Here is a 17,444-nt window from a genome sequence, read left to right as displayed (position 1 = left end):
GCACCGGCCGCTTGTCCAGCATCGCGATCAGTCGCGGGGCTTCTCCTGCATCTCGAAGGTCTCGATGATGTCACCGACGCGCAGGTCGTTGAAGCTGCCGAGTCCGATACCGCACTCGTAGCCCTCGCGCACCTCGGTGGCGTCATCCTTGAACCGCCGCAGCGATTCGACCTTGAGGTTGTCCCCGATGACCACGCCGTCGCGCGTGACGCGCGCAGCGGAGTTGCGGGTGATGACCCCGTCGCGGACGATCGAGCCGGCGATGTTGCCGAACTTCGAGGACCGGAAGACCTCGCGGATCTCCGCGGAGCCGGTCTGGACCTCTTCGAACTCGGGCTTGAGCATGCCCTTGAGCGAGTTCTCGATGTCGTCGATCGCCTGGTAGATGACCGAGTAGTAGCGCACGTCGACGCCTTCGCGGTCGGCCAGGTCGCGGGCCTTCGCCTCCGGCCGGACGTTGAAGCCGATGACGATCGCGTTGTCGACGGTGGCGAGGTTGATGTCGTTCTCCGTGATCGCACCGACGCCGCGGTGGATGATGCGGAGGTCGACCTCGTCGCCGACGTCGATCTTGAGCAGCGAATCCTCGAGCGCCTCGACGGCACCGGAGACATCGCCCTTGAGGATGAGGTTGAGCATGTCGACCTTGCCCTCGGCGAGTGCCTTGGTGAAGTCCTCGAGGCTGATCCGCTTGCGGCCACGGGCCTGGGCGGCGTTGCGCTCGATGGCGTCGCGCTTCTCGGCGATCTGCCGGGCGGTGCGGTCGTCATCGGTGGAGATGAACGAATCACCGGCGCGCGGCACCGAGGACAGACCGAGCACCTGGACGGGACGCGAGGGTCCCGCCTCGGCGACGGAATTGCCGTTCTCGTCGAACATCGCACGGACGCGACCGAAGGCCGTGCCGCAGACGATCGCATCGCCCTGACGCAGGGTGCCGGACTCGACGAGGACGGTCGCGACAGCGCCGCGGCCCTTGTCGAGCTTGGCTTCGATCGCGATGCCGCGGGCGGCCTTGTTCGGGTTCGCCCGCAGGTCGAGAGCGGCGTCCGTGGTCAGCAGCACCGACTCGAGGAGCTCGTCGATGCCCTCGCGCTTGAGCGCGGAGATCGGGACGAACATCGTGTCGCCGCCGTACTCCTCGGCCACGAGGTTGTACTCGGTGAGCTGCTGCATGACCTTGGCCGGGTTCGCACCCTCCTTGTCGATCTTGTTGACCGCCACGACGATCGGCACATCCGCGGCCTGCGCGTGGTTGAGCGCTTCGATCGTCTGCGGCATCACGCCGTCGTCGGCGGCGACCACGAGGATCGCGAGGTCCGTCGACTTCGCACCACGGGCACGCATGGCGGTGAACGCCTCGTGACCCGGGGTGTCGAGGAACGTGATGCGGCGCTCGGCGCCCTCATGCTCGACCTCGACCTGGTAGGCGCCGATGTGCTGGGTGATGCCGCCGGCCTCGCGGGCGACGACGTTGGCCGACCGGATCGCGTCGAGCAGCTTCGTCTTGCCGTGGTCGACGTGACCCATGACGGTGACGACCGGGGGCCGGGCGACGAGATCGTCGTCGTCCTCCTCGGCGGCTTCGGCATCGAGGTCGATGTCGAAGGTCTCGAGCAGCTCGCGGTCCTCGTCCTCGGGAGAGACGATCTCGATCTTGTAGCCGAGCTCCTCACCGAGGACCTGGAAGGTGTCCTCGTCGAGCGACTGGGTGATCGTCGCCATCTCGCCGAGGTGGAAGAGCACCGTGACGAGGTTCGTCGGGTCGGTGTTGATCTTCTCGGCGAAGTCGGCGAGCGAGGAGCCGCGGCGCAGGCGCAGCGGAGTCTCGCCGTCACCGCGCGGAACGGTCACGCCGCCGATCGACGGCGCCTGCATCTGCTCGAGCTCGGCGCGCTTGGCCCGCTTCGACTTCCGGCCCTTCTGGCGCGGACCGCCGCCGCGACCGAACGCGCCCTGGGTGCTGCCGCGACCGCGACCGGAGCCGCGACCGCCGCCACCCGGGCCTCCGCCCGGTCCGCGACGACCTGCCGGTGCGCTGCCGGGAGCGCCCGCGGGGCCTCCCCCGGGTCCGCCGGCCGGAGCGTTGCGTCCGCCTCCGCCGCGTCCCCGACCGGGGGCCGGCTTGTTGAGCGCGGAGTTCTTCATCATCGACGGGTTGGGTCGCGGGGCTCCCGGACGCGGTCCGGCGGCGCCGGCCTCACCGGCGGGACGAGCCGGACGCTGACCCGGCTTCGGCATACCCTGCGAGTTCGCGAACGGGTTGTTGCCGGGACGGGCACCGCCCTGGCCGCCCTGACGGCTGCCGGGCTTCGGGCCGCCCGAGCGTCCGCCCGGCTTCGGCATGCCCTGCGAAGGCGCGAACGGGTTGTTGCCGGGACGCGCTGCCTGTCCGCCCTGGCGACCGCCGGGCTTCGGTGCGGCACCACCGGGCTTGGCGGCACCGGGCTTCGGCGCACCACCGGGCTTGGGAGCCGCGGGACGGGCAGCCGACTCGTCGGCGGCCGGCGGTGCGGCAGGAGCCTCCGCCTCGGCGGCGGGCTTCGCAGCGGGCTTGGCGGCGGGCTTCGCCGCGGGCTTCGCGGCAGCCGGCTTCGCGTCGGCGGTATCGGCCTTCGGTGCCGGCTTGGCTCCGGGCTTCGCGGCAGGCTTCGCCGCCGGGGCGCCGGGCTTGGCCGCAGACTTCTGGCCGGGCTTGGCAGCCGGCTTCTTGGCGGAATCGCCGCTCGCCTTGCCGGAGGCAGGCGCGGAATCGGCGAACGCCTCCTTCACCCGTCGGACGACGGGGGCTTCGAGCGTCGAGGAGGCGGAGCGAACGAATTCGCCCATGTCCTGGAGTTTCTCGAGGACGATCTTGCTGGTTGTGCCGAGCTCTTTCGCGAGCTCATGGACACGGGGCTTTGCCACAGTTCTCCTGTCCGGGTTCTTTCCCGGTCAGGAAAGAACCTCATCAGTGAAGAGCAGGTCTCATTACACTGCTCTCTCGAATTCCGGTGAGGGTGTCATCGCACGACACTCACTACTTGTCAGCCATTCTTAGCTCACCCGTTCTTCTGGGGTTCGATGTCCAGCTCCGGGAGATCCGAAGCGGTGATCTTCGTTCGAAAGGCTCGAGCGAAGGGTGCCGGGGTCCGCGCCTTCATCAGGCACTCGACGTCCGGGTGGATCCAGGCGCCACGTCCGGGCAGTGTCGCTGACACGTCGCGGACGATGGCCGGCTGCTCATCGGGTCGATGCACGAAACGCGCGAGTTCGTCCCGGTTCGCAGTCTTCCTGCAGGCGATGCACGTCCTTCGAGGTGCACTGCCGACATTCACAGTCAACAATTCTACCGCACTTCTATTCCGCGCCGCGCCACCGGCGACTGTGTCCGGGGTCACGGAGGTGCCGCCGGGTTTCCTCAGGGACCCTTGTGACCTCGGTGCACGGCCTTCCCGACGACCGCCTCGGCGATGGCACCTTGGTGACGGCGGGCCGGCCTGCGGTCTCAGTCCTCGGCGACGATGTCGATCTTCCAGCCGGTGAGCTTCGCGGCGAGTCGGGCGTTCTGCCCCTCCTTGCCGATCGCCAGGGACAGCTGGTCGCGGGGGACGACGGCCCGGGACTCCTGGGCACCGGCGTCGAGGATGTCGACGCGCGTCGCCTTCGCCGGGGAGAGCGCATGGGCGACGAACTTCGCGGGGTCGTCGCTGTAGTCGACGATGTCGATCTTCTCCTGGCCGAGTTCGTTCATCACCGCGCGCACCCGGGAGCCGAGCTCGCCGATGCACGAGCCCTTCGCGTTGACGCCGGGCTTCGTCGCGCGGACCGCGAGCTTCGTCCGGTGTCCGGCCTCCCTGGCCAGGGAGACGATCTCGACGGTGCCGTCGGCGATCTCCGGGGCTTCGAGCGCGAAGAGGCGGCGGACGAGGTTGGGGTGGGTGCGCGAGACCGTCACCGAGGTGCCCTTGGGTCCCTTGTGGACGTCGGCGATGTAGACGCGCAGGCGCTTGCCGTGGCCGTACTCCTCGCCGGGAACCTGTTCGTGCGGGGGCAGCACGGCTTCGACCTCGCCGAGGTCGACCTGGACCATCTGCGGATCCCTGCCCTGCTGGATGGTGCCGGAGACGATCTCTCCCTCGCGGCCCTTGAAGCTGCCGAGCACCGATTCGTCCTCGACGTCGCGCAGGCGCTGGTGGATGACCTGGCGTGCCGTCTGCGCGGCGATGCGGCCGAACCCGGAGGGGGTGTCGTCGAATTCGCCGATCGGGTTGTCGTCGTTGTCGAACTCGACGGCCCAGATCCGGACCTCGCCGGTCTTCTTGTCGAGTTCGGCGCGGGCATCCTGCCACGCACCCTCGGTCTTCTGGTAGGCAAGGAAGAGCGCCTGTTCGATGAGTTCGATCAGGGTGTCGAACGGAATCTCGCGCTCACGTTCGATGACGCGCAGAACATCGAGGTCGATATCCATGGCCCATATCCTCTCCGGCTCCAGCGAACGGGGTCGCCCACGAGCATTGAATTGTCGGTCTTCACTTATGCAAGCACACCATTCTATCCCACACCAGCACCGCGGATCGGTCGCGGGCAGTGCGACGACAGCCCCGCCTCGGCGCCCGCCGGATCAGCGGTTGTGCCGCCCTGCCCCCGCCTCGGCGCGTGCCGGATCCCCCGCCGGATCAGCGGCCCTGCCGGGACAGATCAGCGGAAGCGCAGTTCGACGTGGGCTTTGACGATGTCGCCGAGGCCGACGGTGCGCTTCTCGCGGCGGGCCGGATCGGTGCCGGTGATCGCGTCCTCGCCGACCTCCTCGAGGTCGAGTTTGAAGTTCTCCTTCTTCGTGCTGACATCGAGTCGGCGCCCGAGCACCCGTTTGAAGTGGCGCGGGCACTCGAGCCTGCGGGTCGCCCCGGGGCTGGTGACCTCGAGCTGGTAGGGCTTGTCGCGGAAGATCTCCACGGTGTCGAGGGCGTCGCTGACGATCTGCGTCGATTCGGCGATCTTGTCCATCGACATCGGCTCCGCGCTCGACTCGTCGAGGTCGACGACGACGGTGAGCGTGCGCCGCTGTCCGGCGGCGACGGCCTTGACGGATTCGAGGTGGAATCCGGCCGCGGTCAGGGGACCTTCCAGCAGCTCTTCGATCCGGGCGACGTCCTCGTGCATGCTCTCCACCATCTCTTTCTTCTCGCTCGTTCATCTCCGCTCGGGCGAGGAGTTCAGGAGGCCCGGGAACGCCTGCCGATCTCATCGCTCGCGTGGGTTCATCCCACCCTATGCGACAGCCCGGACGTACGTTAAGCATCCGCTACGATTGGCGTATGCGTTTCCCCGTCAGTCGCCGTTCCGTCCTCATCGTCGGCGCGGCAGGAGCGGGGCTCTCCCTCCTCTCCGGCTGCGGGCTGCGCATCGACGCGCCCCCGGAGGTTCCCGAGCTCGATGCCAGCGCAGAGCTGCGCAACCGCATCGCCCGGATCCTCGCATCGACGAACGTCGCCGACGGGGATCCCGCCACCGCCGGGGAGGACCTGCAGAAGTTCCGGGACGCGATCGGCCCCGTCTGGGCGCCCCCGACCGAACTCGCCACCTCCCCTCCCCCGACGGAGCAGGGGCGCACCTACATCCAAGCCGCCGAGGCGGTCTCCACAGCCGTGTTCGACGCGCTGGCTGATCTCGGCTCGGGTCTCATCCCGGTCCTCGTCGACGTCGCGACCGGCTGTGCGCTCACCGCCGGCACCGTCGACGGAGCCATCCGCGACGGCGCCGACGGCCGTCTCCGCGATGCCTTCGCCGCAGTCGATGGCGACGCGACGCCGTCTCCGACCGCCGAGGCCGGCGACGCCGCCGGAACCCCGAGCGCCCCGGCCGCGGCGGAGTGGAACACGATCCTCGACCAGGCCCGCGCCGCGGCGTACGGCTACGAACGCCTCGCGGTGCGCTTCGACCGGCAGAGCCCTGAGCGCGCCGAGGCGGTCGCCCGCCTCGAATCGCTCGGCTCCCTGGCCGGCGAGATGCTCGAGAGGCTCGGCGAGGAGGATGCCCAGCCCGACACCCCGGCCTGGCAGCTCGACCCTTCCCCGACCGATCCGGAGTCGGCGGGACAGCTCGCCCTCAACCTCGAGGATGCGGTCGCCGCCGCACTGCTCCCCTGGCTGCAGACCGACCCGCAGGCCGCCCTGCGGGTGTGGGAGTCTGCGCGCACGCGCGCGGTCTTCGCCGCCCCGCAGCCGCTGCGCTATTCCTATGCCGGCGGGGCCGAGCAGGCGGAGGCGGACCGGTGAAGGTCCCACCCGTCCTCTACCGCTCGACGAAGGACATCATCGGCGAGGGGCGCACCGAGGCGTGGGTCTCCGCGCTGGACTTCATGGCCAACGAGGTCGTCGACCGGTGGAATCTGCGCTTCGACGACGTTCCCGGAGCCCCGTGGGCCGGATGCGAGAGCCTCGTCATTCCCGTCCTCACCCAGGAGAGCTACCAGGGGGTCCTGCGGTTCGCGGCCCCCACCTCGGCGCACACCGCCGCGCACGCGCAGGCCCTGCGGGCGCTGAAGATGTGGAACGGGCACGGTGCAGTGCGCGTCATCAGGGACGACCGCAGCTTCCGGGTCACCCTGCAGGAGCGGCTGCGGACGAAGGACAATCTCTCGGTGCTGCCGCTGCCCGATGTGCCCCCGGTGTGGGGTGCGCTGCAGAAGTCGCTCGAGATCCCCGCCGGCCCCGACTTCATCCGGGTGCAGGACCTCGCGGCGGGGTGGCTGACGACGTTCGACACGGATGCCGCGATGCTCAGTGGTTGGTCGGAGACGGTTCGCGACGACGCCCGTCTGCTCTCGATCGCGCGGACGTGGATGCACACGCTCGCGACCTCGGAGGAGAGCACCCTCATCCACGCCGACCTCCACTACTACAACATCCTCGCCGGCAACCCGGACGCCTCGGGAGTCGCGACGTGGAAGGCGATCGACCCGCAGCCGCTGTCGGGTCCCACGGCGTACACGGTGGCGCCGGTGCTGTGGAACCGCCTCGGCGAGATTCCCGCCCGCACGCCCCGCGACCAGGCAGGATGGCTGCGGGGCTTCGCCGCGGACCTCGCGCTCTTCGCCGGCATCGACCCGCAGTACGGGATCGGGGCGGCGATCGCCCGCGAGGTGACGAACATGTTCTGGTATCTGCGCTCGGCCAGGGGCGGGACGAACGGGTCCCTCGCCGATGCCGCGCGGTCGCTGTGGGTGGCCCGCGCGCTCTCCGGCGCCGACGTCAACGGCGTCGACGCGCACGCCCTCAAACCCATCGGGTGACCGGCCGCACGGCTTCCGCGCCGCCACACGCAACCAGCGCCTCCACGCACAACCTCGCCCTCCACGCGCAACCTTCCACCTCGTGCACAGCCCTCCGTCCTGACGCAACCTTGCGCCGCACGCAAAACCTCCCGCTGCACCTACAACCCTCCTCTCTACACACAACCTTGCGCTCCGACTTCAGGACCCAGAGTGTCGATTTCTACGCGGCGGATCGACACTCCGCGACCTGAACTTTCCCGGCACACGGTCTGGGTGGCCCTGGGAATTCTGCGCCACATTCGAGGTGATCATCGGCCCGAAATCGCCATGGAGGTGGCGCACAATCTCCATGGGAGCGCCGCACATCGTACCTCCAGCTCCGCGCACAACCTCGCCCTCCACGCGCAACCCTCCGCTCCACGCGCAACCTTCCGCTCCGACTTCAGGACCCGGAGTGTTGATTTCTACGCGGCGGATCGACACTCTGCGACCTGAACTTTCCCGGCACACGGTCAGAGGCGCAGAACGACCCGCGGTCAGAGGCACGGGACGACCCGTGGTCTGGGACCCAGGGCGACCCGCGGTCAGGGGCGCAGGACGACCCGAGGTCAGGGCGCAGAATTGAGGGCTGAGAGCCGAGAGCCTAGGTCCGGTTTCACCGGATGAGGTCGGCGACGACGTCGTAGCCGAGCTTGAGGACCATCGCGGAGACGACGACGATGAAGACGACGCGCACGAAGCCCGACCCCTTCGCGATCGCCGTCCGCGCCCCGATGATCCCGCCGGTGACGTTGCCGGCGGCGACGACGAGACCGAGCAGCCACACGACCTGGCCGTCGGGCACGAAGTAGACGAGCGCCCCGAAGTTCGTCGCCCAGTTGACGATCTTCGCCGTCGCCGAGGCCTGGAGGAACGAGAAGCCGATGATCGAGACGAACGCGATGACGAGGAACGACCCGGTGCCCGGCCCGAGCACACCGTCGTAGATGCCGATGACGAGGCCGATGAGCCACGACACGGCGTGGTGGCGTTTCGAGGACTCCTCGAAGCGGAGGCGGGCGTCGGTGCCGAGGCTGGGGTTGAGCAGGGTGAAGATCCCGACGGCGATGAGCGCGGCGAGGATGATCGGGGTGAAGAGCTCGGCGGGGACGAGCGTCGCGAGCTTCGCCCCGAGCACGGCCCCGAGGAACGCGGTCGCCGCCGCCGGGATCGTCGCCGACCGGTCAGGGGTGACGCGTCGCAGATACGTCACCGCCGAGGCGGTCGTCCCCGCGATCGATCCGACCTTGTTCGTCGCGACGGCTTGGACCGGGGTCATCCCCGGTACGAGGAGCAGCGCGGGCAGCTGGATGAGTCCCCCACCGCCGACGACGGCATCGATCCAGCCCGCCAGGGCGCCCGCGGCCAGCAGCCACAGGAGCATGACGAGGGTGACGTCGAGGCCGCCGGTGAGGACTTCGCTCATCGTCGGCGGGTCACTCCGTCCGGGCGGACTCGGCTTCGGCGGTGTCGGCTGCGACCTCGGCCGAGTCGACGGCGGCGTCGATCGAGTCCTCGATGACGGCCTCGTCGGCTGCGGCAGCGGCGGCGGCATAGGCGGCGCGGACCTTGGCCACGGTCGTGGGGACCACCTCGGCGACGGGAAGCTCCTGCTTCTCACCGGCGAAGACGTCGCGGACCTCGATGACTCCGTCGCTCAGGCCGCGGCCGACGACGACGACCGTGGGGATGCCGATGAGCTCGGCATCGGCGAACTTGAACCCGGGCGAGACCTTCGTCCGGTCATCGAGGAGGACGCTGACGCCTTCGGCCTCGAACTGGGCGGTGAGCTCCTCGGCGGCGGCGTTGATCTCCTCGCCCTTGCCGGCGGCGATGATGTGGACGTCGGCGGGTGCGAGGTGCTGCGGCCAGAGCAGTCCGCCCTCGGTGTGGTACTCCTCGGCGATGCAGGCCATGACCCGGGTGACGCCGAGGCCGTAGGAGCCCATGGTCACGGTTGTGGCCTTGCCGTTCTGGTCGAGGACGGTGAGGTCGAGGGCTTCGGCGTACTTGCGGCCGAGCTTGAAGATCTGGCCGATCTCCACGCCGCGGGCGAGCTCGAGCGGACCCGAGCCGTCGGGGGCGGGGTCGCCGATGACGACCTCGGCGGCTTCGATCGTGCCGTCAGCGGTGAAGTCACGCCCGGCGACGAGGTCGAAGACGTGCTTGCCGTGTTCGTTCGCGCCGGTGATCCAGCGAGTGCCGTCGACGATGCGGGGGTCGAGGAGGTAGCGGATCTTCGTGCTGCCCTCGGTCCCCAGGACCGGGTTGTCGAGGTCGAGGCCCGGGCCGATGTAGCCCTTGACGAGTTCCGGGTGGAGGCTGAGGTCCTCGGCGGTCGCGGCTTCGATGTCGACTTCGCCGTTGCTGAGCATGCCGGTGCCGGCGGCGCGGTCGAGGTCGACCTCGCGGTCACCGGGCAGGCCGATGACGATGACCTCACGGGTGCCGTCGGGGTGGGTGACAGCGCAGACGACGTTCTTCAGGGTGTCCGCGGCCGTCCATTCGCGGTCGGAGCGGGGGTGGTTCGCGTTCGCGGCGGCGACGAGGGTCTCGATCGTCGGGGTGTCGGGGGTGTCCTCGACGTGGGCGGCCGGTGAGTTCTCGTACGGGATCGCCTCGGGCACGATCGAAGTGACGGCTTCGACGTTGGCCGCGTAGCCCCCGGGCGAGCGGACGAAGGTGTCCTCGCCGACCTCGGAGGGGTAGATGAACTCCTCGGTGCCGGATCCGCCCATCGCCCCGGGGGTCGCCTTGACGGGCAGGCTCGGGATGCCGAGGCGGGCGAACGCCCGGATGTAGGCCACGCGCATCGCCTCGTAGGAGGCGTCGAGGCCGGCGTCGTCGATGTCGAAGGAGTAGGCGTCCTTCATGATGAACTCGCGTCCGCGCAGCAGTCCGGCGCGGGGGCGGGCCTCATCGCGGTACTTCGTCTGGATCTGATAGATCGACAGCGGCAGATCCTTGTACGAGGAGTAGAGGTCCTTGACGAGCAGGGTGAAGAACTCCTCGTGCGTGGGCGCGAGGATGTAGTCGTTCTTCTTCCGGTCCTGGAGGCTGAAGAGGTCGGGTCCGAAGGCCTCCCAGCGGCCGGACTGCTTGTAGACCTCGGCGGGCAGCAGGGACGGGAAGTGGACTTCCTGCGATCCGGCCCGGGACATCTCGTCGCGGACGATCGCCTCGATCTTGCCGAGCACCGCGAGTCCCAGCGGCAGCCACGTGTAGATGCCCGGGGCCGACCTGCGGATGTAGCCGGCCCGGTGGAGCAGCTTGTGGCTGGCGACCTCGGCGCCGACCGGGTCTTCCTTCTGAGTCCGGACGAACAGCGACGACATGCGCAGGGCCATGGATGTTTCTCCTCGGGCGACGTGGGGGTATCAGTCCGAACATTATCCGCCTGCGTGCACGCGCGTCCATTCGCCGATCATCGGGGCGCGGCCGACGTCGGTGCGTGTCCTGTCATCGATCCCTCCCTTCGCCGAGGCGGTCCCCCGCAACGCGGTCGCGGGCCCCTTCGCCCGCGGCCGCCATGGAGCGCACCCCCGGCCGCCGCGGTGTGCGATCCGCGGCCTGCGCCGTGTGCGTTCGGCGGCCTGCACGGTGTGCGTTCGGCGGCAGTCGGCGGGCGAACTAGACTGGTCAGCGCTGCCGAATCCCGCTGACCCGATCATAAAGAGCATGCCTGACACGACAACCCTCTCGCAGTTCCCCCGACCCTCGGTCGCCGTTGACACTGCCGTCCTCTGCCCCGTGCCCGGTCGTGGGCTGCACGTGCTCCTCACCCGGTCCCGGGACGGTCGGTGGCAGCTGCCCGGGTCGATTCTGCGTCCGCAGGAGCGCCTCGCCGAGGCGGTCGCCCGGTGTCTGCGCGAGAAGGCGCAGCTCGTCGACCGCTCCCCCGTCCAACTCCACGTCTTCGACCAGCCCGACCGCGATGACCGCGGATGGGTGATCTCGGTCGCCCACCTCGACGTCCTCTCCGCCGCCGATGTCGGCCTCGCCGACGGGGACACCGGCACCGCGAACGGCGATGACGCTGCCAGCGACCGTCCCCGCACGAAGGCAGATGCACGCGGGTCCGAGCACGCGGCCGACTCCACCGCAACCGGGGCTGTCGAAGCGGGTGCCACCGCCGAGACCGCGGAGGCCACCGTCGACTCCCCCGACACCGCGGGTGCCACCGCCGAGTCCGGTCGGCGGAAGCTCGTTCCCGTCCACACGGTCCACGAGCTCAGCGAGGAACATCAGGAGATCGTCCGCGTCGCCGTCCACCGCCTCCGCGCTCTCCACGAGCGGACCCCTGACCCCTTCGGCCTGCTGCCCGCGGAGTTCTCCCTCCGGCAGCTCCGGGCCCTCCACGAGGTCGTCGCCGGTGAGGAGATGCAGGCCGACACGTTCCGACGGACGATGCTGCCGCTGCTCGACGCGACGGGGCGCGCGGTGACGCAGGGACGCGGGCGGCCGGCGCAGACGTTCACGCGCCGCTCGGAGATCGCGCTGCGACAGGATGCCAGGGGCGGTCTCGATGGAGATTGACCGGACGCCCGGGGCGGCGGTGCGCATCGACGTGTGGCTGTGGACGGCGCGGATGTTCAAGACCCGCAATCTCGCCACGCAGGCGTGCCGCGGCGGACATGTCCAGGTCGACGGGCAGCGGGTCAAGGCCGCGCAGAAGGTGACGATCGGGCAGGAGGTCCGCGTCCGCAAGGCCGGCACCGAGTTCATCTGGAAGATCACGGGCATCCTCCCCACACGGCCGGGTGCCGCGATCGCCGTCGGCGCCTACGAGGATCTCACTCCCGCGCCCGACCCTGCGCTGCGCGGTTTCGTCCCGAAACGCGACAAGGGGCTGGGGCGGCCGACGAAGAAGGACCGCCGCGACCTCGACAGGCTCCGCGGCCGCGACTCCCAGCGATAGCGAGGCCACGCGCCTCAGTACATCACGGTCGCGAAGGTGCCGACCTGATCGAAGCCGACGCGCTTGTACATGCGCAGAGCCGCCTCGTTGTAGTCATTGGCGTAGAGGCTGACCGTGGGATGCCCGGCCGCCCGCGTCTGCGTGACGACGGCGGCCATGCCCGCGGCACCGAGCCCGTGGTTGCGCGTGTCGGGATGGACCCACACGCCCTGGACCTGGACGATGCGCGGCGAGCGGATGCCGATGTCGGCCTTGAAGAGGACCTGTTCGGCACGGTCGGTGGCGGGCCACCTCGGTGCCGGACTGCCGCTGGGCAGGGTCGGGGAGATCCGGACGAAGCAGTTGCCGCCGCGGATGATGCCGCGCACGCGTGCGAGGTAGCTCGACTCGCCGCCTTCGATGGGCGAGAAGCCGACCTCCTTCGTGAACATGTCGACGCTGGCGGGGAAGACCGTCGGCAGCTGTTCGAGGGTCGCCAGTCGCACCTCGGGGTCGGGTTCGACGTCAGGGTCCGAGCTGATCGCCAGCAGAGGCTGGCGTTCGCGCACGCCGCGCGGCCTGCCCCAGCTCAGGCGGCTGTCGAGGTCCATGATGATCTCTCGCCGCCCGATGAGCGAACACGACGACCGGCCGTCGGCGTTGAGCTTCGCGGCGAGCACCGCGTTCGTCTCGGGGCTCGCGTTGACGGGGATGATATTGCCGCCGACCCAGTAGGCGGCGACGGGCCGGTCGCCGTCGAAGACGCCGTAGATCGTGCCGCCCGGGGAATTCGTCGCCGCGGTGCCGGTGACGTCGAGGAGGGCGAGGAGGTAGACGTTCTCGCAGGGATTGAGGGCGAGCAGGCTGGTCAGCCATGCCGTGTGCCGGTGCCCGAGGGGAGCTAGTCTCAACACATCGGCTCGATCAGCCGACGACGACTTCCGGCGGCCCGGACGGGATGTCCGACTCCTCGGCGATGCGCATGGCCTCTTCGATGAGGGTCTCGACGATCTGCGACTCCGGCACGGTCTTGATGACCTCGCCCTTGACGAAGATCTGGCCCTTGCCGTTGCCGCTGGCCACGCCGAGGTCGGCTTCGCGCGCCTCACCGGGTCCGTTGACGACGCAGCCCATGACGGCCACGCGCAGCGGAACCTCCATGCCCTCGAGGCCCGAGGTCACCTTCTCCGCGAGCGTGTAGACATCGACCTGAGCGCGACCGCACGACGGGCACGAGACGATCTCGAGCTTGCGCGGCTTGAGGTTGAGGCTCTCGAGGATCTGGTTGCCGACCTTGACCTCTTCGACGGGCGGGGCAGACAGGGACACGCGGATCGTGTCGCCGATGCCCTTCGACAGCAGCGCGCCGAACGCGGTGGCGGACTTGATCGTGCCCTGGAACGCCGGTCCCGCCTCAGTGACGCCGAGGTGGAGCGGCCAGTCGCCGCGTTCGGCGAGCATCTCGTACGCCCGGACCATGATGACCGGGTCGTGGTGCTTGACTGAGATCTTGAAGTCGTGGAAGTCGTGCTCCTCGAACAGGGAGGCCTCCCACACCGCGGATTCGACGAGCGCCTCGGGAGTGGCCTTGCCGAACTTCTCCATGATCCGTTTGTCGAGCGACCCGGCGTTGACCCCGATCCGGATCGAGGTGCCGGCGTCCTTCGCGGCGGCCGCGATCTCCTTGACCTGGTCGTCGAACTTGCGGATGTTGCCGGGGTTGACGCGCACGGCCGCACAGCCGGCGTCGATCGCGGCGTAGACGTACTTCGGCTGGAAGTGGATGTCGGCGATGACGGGGATCTGCGACTTCTGGGCGATCGCGGGAAGGGCGGCGGCGTCGTCGGCGGACGGGCAGGCGACGCGGACAATGTCGCAGCCGGAGGCGGTGAGCTCGGCGATCTGCTGGAGGGTGGCGTTGATGTCCGTCGTCGGCGTCGTCGTCATCGACTGGACGCTGATGGGGTAGTCGGATCCGACTCCCACCTTGCCGACGTGGATCTGCCGGGTCTTCCGCCGAGGTGCGAGAACGGGAGGCGGAGGAGCTGGCATGCCGAGGTTGACCGATGTCACGAAGACGATCCCTTCATTGGGGCTGTGCGGCTGGATCGGCAGCCGTGACAGCCCGATAGTACGAGTCCCTCTCATTGTAGGACGACAACCATCGTCCCGGTCGGTCGGCTCCGGTGTGATCGCTCACGACCTGGAGGTTCCCTGTCAGCGCCGAGGTGGGGCGACGTCACCGGAGCGCGCTCGGTGACCGCGGGCGGGGTCCGTGCAGCGGTGACCGTGGGACGCAGCGCGGTATCGGGCAGCCGCGTCAGGGGCGTTCGGTAATGTGCGGTGACAAGAACAGACAGCCTGAGGATGGAGGTCCCATGACGGACTTGAAGCGGAGTCTCGGCACCGTCCAGCTGCTCGCCTTCGGAGTCGCCGGCGTCGTCGGAGCGAGTTGGATCTACACGAACTCGACGTTCTTCGATGCCTACGGGGCCGGGGGCGTCATCCTCGGCCTCTGCCTCGGTGTTGCTCTGGCGGCCTGTGTCGCGCTGGCCTACGCCCGCCTCGCGCAGGCGTTTCCGCGCGCCGGCGGTGAGGTCGTGTTCTCGTTCGCCGCGCTCGGGCGCGGCGCGTCGTTTCTCACCGGATGGATGCTGCTCGGTGCCTACGTCTCCTCGCTGGCCTTCTACGTCACGGCGTTCGGCTACCTGCTCGGCCGCTTCGTTCCCGGCCTCAACACGATTCCCCTCTACACGATCAACGACGAGACCGTGTACCTGCCCGGCCTGGCGATCGGGATCGGGCTGACCTTCGCGTTCTTCGCCCTCAACTGGTACGGGATCAGTGTGGGTGCGCAGGTGCAGATCCTCATGTTCGGCCTCATCATCGCCGGTGGCCTCGCCCTCATCGTCACCGGGTTCACAGCCGGCAGCCCGGACAACTTCTTCCCCGCCTTCGCCCCCGAAGCGACTCCGGTGGCGGACACGCTGCGCTTCGTCGTGCCGGGCATGACGTTCCTCTCCGGGTTCGGACTCGTCGCCGTCCTCGCCGAGGATGCCAAGATCTCCCCGCGCCGGATCGGTCGCACAGTGGTGTGGACGGTCATCATCGCCGGCAGCTTCTACGTTCTCGTCCTCCTCGCGACGGCATGGGTCCATCCCTGGGAGGAGGTCGCCGGCATGGAGCTCGGCACCGTCGACGCGTTCCGGGCCGCCGGGTTCCCCGCCCTCGGCGGCGTCGCCTACGCGATCGCGGTTCTCGGGCTGCTCACCAGCTTCCTCGGTCTCTTCGTCGCCTCGTCCCGGATACTCGTCGCCATGGGCCGCGCCGATCTCCTCCCGCGCCGCCTCGCCGCCGTCGACGAACGCTCGGGAACTCCGCGCACCGCGCTGATCTTCACCCTCGTCATCACCCTGGGCCTGGGCTGGCTGGGCCCGGGGGCGGTGACGTGGTTCCTCGACACCGGCGGCATCTATCTGGGTGTCGTGTGGATCATGGTCGTCATCGCCAACCTCCGGCTGCCTGCCTCGCGCGCCCCGAGGTCGGCGCTCGCCACGGGATTCTCGCTCCTCGGCGCGATCGGCGCTCTCGGCGTCATCGCTCTCGCGCTCTGGCCGGGAACCGGATCCTCACTGGTCTGGCCGCACGAGTACATCATCCTCCTCGTCTGGATCGTCCTCGGAGTCGTGCTCTTCGCCCTGTCGCGACGCACCGACCCGCGCGATTCCCTCGCGACTCTGCTCGGTCACGACGGCAGCGAGACGCAATCTCCGGTGGAGCGGCGATGACCGCCCCGGTCGCGCCCGACATCGATGTCGTCCTGCGTCGCCTCCTCCGTGCCTCCGACGAGCTGTCGGCCCTGGGCGGGGAGTTGGCGTACGGCGTTCTCGAGCGGCATGGCGTCCAGAACGCCGAGGCGAAGCTGACCAATGCCCACCGGCCCTACCGCATCGCGTCGATGACGAAATCGTTCACCGCTGCGATGATCGGGTCGCTCGAGGCCTCGGGCCTCAACCTCGACTATCCGATGTACTTCCTCGTGCCGGATCTCAAGGGCACGGCGGTCGGTGAGCTCACCAGCCGTGAGTGCCTGACGATGGGCACGGGGTTCGGCAAGGACGATCCGTGGGCGGACCGGATGGAGTCGATGAGCACCTTCGACTTCCTCACCTATCTCCAGGGACCGCTCGTGCCGATCGCCGAACCCGGCACCGGCTTCGAGTACTGCAACCTCGGGTACGCGCTGCTCGGCCTCGCCGCGGAATCCGTCACCGGCCGCACGCTGCCGGAGATGGTGGCCACCGAGGTGACCGTTCCCCTGCAGATGACCCGCACCGGCTTCGATGTCGCCGACTTCCCTGATCTCGTCCCAGGCCTGCGCATCGACAGGCGCGGACGCGCCCACGTCCTCGAACCGACGAGGCCTGGCGCGTTCTCCGCGATCGGCGGCATGGTCTCGACCGCCGCCGATGTCTGCAATTGGATGAACGTCCACCTCGACTCCCTCGACGCCGAGGCGAGCAGCGCCCCCGGGGCCTGGTCCACCGTGCTCACCGCGGGCCAGCGGCCGCACCGCCCCATCGCGGTCGAGACGAGCCGCCTGCACACCGAGGACGTCGCCTACGGCTACGGGCTCATCCACCGTGAGGACTCCCGGTTCGGACCGGTGCTCGGCCATTCGGGCGGCTACCCGGGCTTCGGCTCCCATATGAGGTGGTTCCCCGGGCTGAACCTCGGGATCGTCGTCCTCGGCAACACCACGTACTACCCGGCCGAACGCATCGTCCGCGACGCCGTCGACGCCGGCTGGCTCGCCGCGATCGGGCGCGCCGACGAGATCCCGGAGGTGCCGGCGGACGTCCCTCTCACCTCGGCCCCGCCGGCCCTCCCGCGCGAGAGCACGCCCGCGCCGACCCACCCGCTGCCGGCGGGACCGCGCACCGGCCGGACCGTCCTCGGGGCCGCCGCTGCGGTGCTCGACTGGGATGATGCCTTCGCCGACGCCCGCTTCGCCGTGAACATGGACCTCGACGAGCCGCGCGAGGAGAGGAGGGAACGCCATGCCGCCTGGTGCCGCGACCACGGCGTCGGCCCGACCACACCGGTGACCGTCGACGACCTGACGATGGAGAACCGCCTGCTGGGAACCGTGGCGATCACGGACACGGCGTCGATCACGGTCCGGCTCGACCACCTCGGCGATGTCCAGGCGATCACCCTGAGCGACTGAAAGTCCCCCGCCACAGAGGC

14 protein-coding genes are annotated in these 17,444 nt (G+C 69.4%); 6 read left to right on the top strand and 8 right to left on the bottom strand.

Features of this window, described 5'->3' with window-relative positions:
• Positions 1–27: 27 nt before the first annotated feature.
• The 4 genes from infB to J9315_RS06305 all read right to left on the bottom strand — a co-directional run bounded on the left by infB (position 28) and on the right by J9315_RS06305 (position 5,157).
• Positions 28–2,907 carry a translation initiation factor IF-2 gene (gene infB / locus J9315_RS06320; protein ID WP_211979029.1) on the bottom strand — a complete coding sequence of 960 codons (2,880 nt, stop codon included), beginning with the start codon at positions 2,905–2,907 and terminating at the stop codon, positions 28–30.
• Between the two features lie 134 nt (positions 2,908–3,041).
• Positions 3,042–3,317: a YlxR family protein gene (locus tag J9315_RS06315; RefSeq protein ID WP_211979028.1), complete on the bottom strand. Its 276-nt coding sequence runs from the start codon at positions 3,315–3,317 to the stop codon at positions 3,042–3,044.
• Between the two features lie 170 nt (positions 3,318–3,487).
• A complete protein-coding gene (nusA, locus tag J9315_RS06310) occupies positions 3,488–4,450 on the bottom strand; it encodes a transcription termination factor NusA (RefSeq protein WP_137826046.1) in 963 nt (320 codons plus the stop codon).
• Between the two features lie 230 nt (positions 4,451–4,680).
• Positions 4,681–5,157 (bottom strand): ribosome assembly cofactor RimP, encoded by a 477-nt coding sequence (locus J9315_RS06305; protein ID WP_232623634.1) that lies wholly within the window; start codon positions 5,155–5,157, stop codon positions 4,681–4,683.
• Positions 5,158–5,300: 143 nt separating this feature from the next.
• Between J9315_RS06305 and J9315_RS06300 the strand changes: the two genes are divergently transcribed.
• Positions 5,301–6,260: a hypothetical protein gene (locus tag J9315_RS06300; protein WP_198499130.1), complete on the top strand. Its 960-nt coding sequence runs from the start codon at positions 5,301–5,303 to the stop codon at positions 6,258–6,260.
• On the top strand, positions 6,257–7,276 hold the full coding sequence (locus J9315_RS06295) for an aminoglycoside phosphotransferase family protein (RefSeq protein ID WP_198499131.1): 1,020 nt from the start codon (positions 6,257–6,259) through the stop codon (positions 7,274–7,276). Before J9315_RS06300 ends, J9315_RS06295 begins: the two co-directional genes overlap by 4 nt.
• A 637-nt stretch (positions 7,277–7,913) precedes the next feature.
• On the opposite strand, the gene J9315_RS06290 is transcribed toward J9315_RS06295, so the two are convergent.
• Both J9315_RS06290 and J9315_RS06285 read right to left on the bottom strand, forming a co-directional pair.
• On the bottom strand, positions 7,914–8,723 hold the full coding sequence (locus tag J9315_RS06290) for a TSUP family transporter (RefSeq protein ID WP_198499132.1): 810 nt from the start codon (positions 8,721–8,723) through the stop codon (positions 7,914–7,916).
• 10 nt (positions 8,724–8,733) lie between these two features.
• Entirely contained in the window at positions 8,734–10,644 is a 1,911-nt protein-coding gene (locus J9315_RS06285) for a proline--tRNA ligase (protein ID WP_198499133.1), read from the bottom strand.
• Positions 10,645–10,975: 331 nt separating this feature from the next.
• On the opposite strand from J9315_RS06285, the gene J9315_RS17430 reads away from it, so the two are divergent.
• On the top strand, positions 10,976–11,833 hold the full coding sequence (locus J9315_RS17430; RefSeq protein WP_249121046.1) for an NUDIX domain-containing protein: 858 nt from the start codon (positions 10,976–10,978) through the stop codon (positions 11,831–11,833).
• A complete protein-coding gene (locus J9315_RS06270) occupies positions 11,823–12,215 on the top strand; it encodes an RNA-binding S4 domain-containing protein (RefSeq protein ID WP_198499135.1) in 393 nt (130 codons plus the stop codon). Before J9315_RS17430 ends, J9315_RS06270 begins: the two co-directional genes overlap by 11 nt.
• A gap of 14 nt (positions 12,216–12,229) precedes the next feature.
• Here the strand turns inward: J9315_RS06270 and J9315_RS06265 are convergent, their stop codons facing one another.
• Positions 12,230–13,108, bottom strand: a complete 879-nt coding sequence (locus J9315_RS06265) for a DUF4081 domain-containing GNAT family N-acetyltransferase (RefSeq protein ID WP_249121045.1) — start codon at positions 13,106–13,108, stop codon at positions 12,230–12,232.
• 10 nt (positions 13,109–13,118) lie between these two features.
• A complete protein-coding gene (ispG, locus tag J9315_RS06260; protein WP_198499137.1) occupies positions 13,119–14,267 on the bottom strand; it encodes a flavodoxin-dependent (E)-4-hydroxy-3-methylbut-2-enyl-diphosphate synthase in 1,149 nt (382 codons plus the stop codon).
• 305 nt (positions 14,268–14,572) lie between these two features.
• On the opposite strand from ispG, the gene J9315_RS06255 reads away from it, so the two are divergent.
• A complete protein-coding gene (locus J9315_RS06255; RefSeq protein ID WP_211979026.1) occupies positions 14,573–15,982 on the top strand; it encodes an APC family permease in 1,410 nt (469 codons plus the stop codon).
• On the top strand, positions 15,979–17,424 hold the full coding sequence (locus J9315_RS06250) for a serine hydrolase domain-containing protein (protein ID WP_211979025.1): 1,446 nt from the start codon (positions 15,979–15,981) through the stop codon (positions 17,422–17,424). Before J9315_RS06255 ends, J9315_RS06250 begins: the two co-directional genes overlap by 4 nt.
• The last annotated feature ends 20 nt before the right edge of the window (positions 17,425–17,444 follow it).

Source organism: Brevibacterium sp. W7.2 (assembly GCF_018137945.1).
GTDB classification, from domain to species: domain Bacteria; phylum Actinomycetota; class Actinomycetes; order Actinomycetales; family Brevibacteriaceae; genus Brevibacterium; species Brevibacterium sanguinis.
The sequence above is the reverse complement of the archived record's forward strand: the minus strand, read 5'-3'. Positions and strand labels throughout refer to the sequence as shown.

What these genes read in the sequence shown, in the direction of transcription:
- nusA (WP_137826046.1), bottom strand. Translation starts at nt 4,450, where the DNA reads ATGGATATCGACCTCGATGTTCTGCGCGTCATCGAACGTGAGCGCGAG.
- J9315_RS06305 (WP_232623634.1), bottom strand. Translation starts at nt 5,157, where the DNA reads ATGGTGGAGAGCATGCACGAGGACGTCGCCCGGATCGAAGAGCTGCTG.
- J9315_RS06300 (WP_198499130.1), top strand. Translation starts at nt 5,301, where the DNA reads ATGCGTTTCCCCGTCAGTCGCCGTTCCGTCCTCATCGTCGGCGCGGCA.
- J9315_RS06290 (WP_198499132.1), bottom strand. Translation starts at nt 8,723, where the DNA reads ATGAGCGAAGTCCTCACCGGCGGCCTCGACGTCACCCTCGTCATGCTC.
- J9315_RS06285 (WP_198499133.1), bottom strand. Translation starts at nt 10,644, where the DNA reads ATGGCCCTGCGCATGTCGTCGCTGTTCGTCCGGACTCAGAAGGAAGAC.
- J9315_RS17430 (WP_249121046.1), top strand. Translation starts at nt 10,976, where the DNA reads ATGCCTGACACGACAACCCTCTCGCAGTTCCCCCGACCCTCGGTCGCC.
- J9315_RS06270 (WP_198499135.1), top strand. Translation starts at nt 11,823, where the DNA reads ATGGAGATTGACCGGACGCCCGGGGCGGCGGTGCGCATCGACGTGTGG.
- J9315_RS06255 (WP_211979026.1), top strand. Translation starts at nt 14,573, where the DNA reads ATGACGGACTTGAAGCGGAGTCTCGGCACCGTCCAGCTGCTCGCCTTC.
- J9315_RS06250 (WP_211979025.1), top strand. Translation starts at nt 15,979, where the DNA reads ATGACCGCCCCGGTCGCGCCCGACATCGATGTCGTCCTGCGTCGCCTC.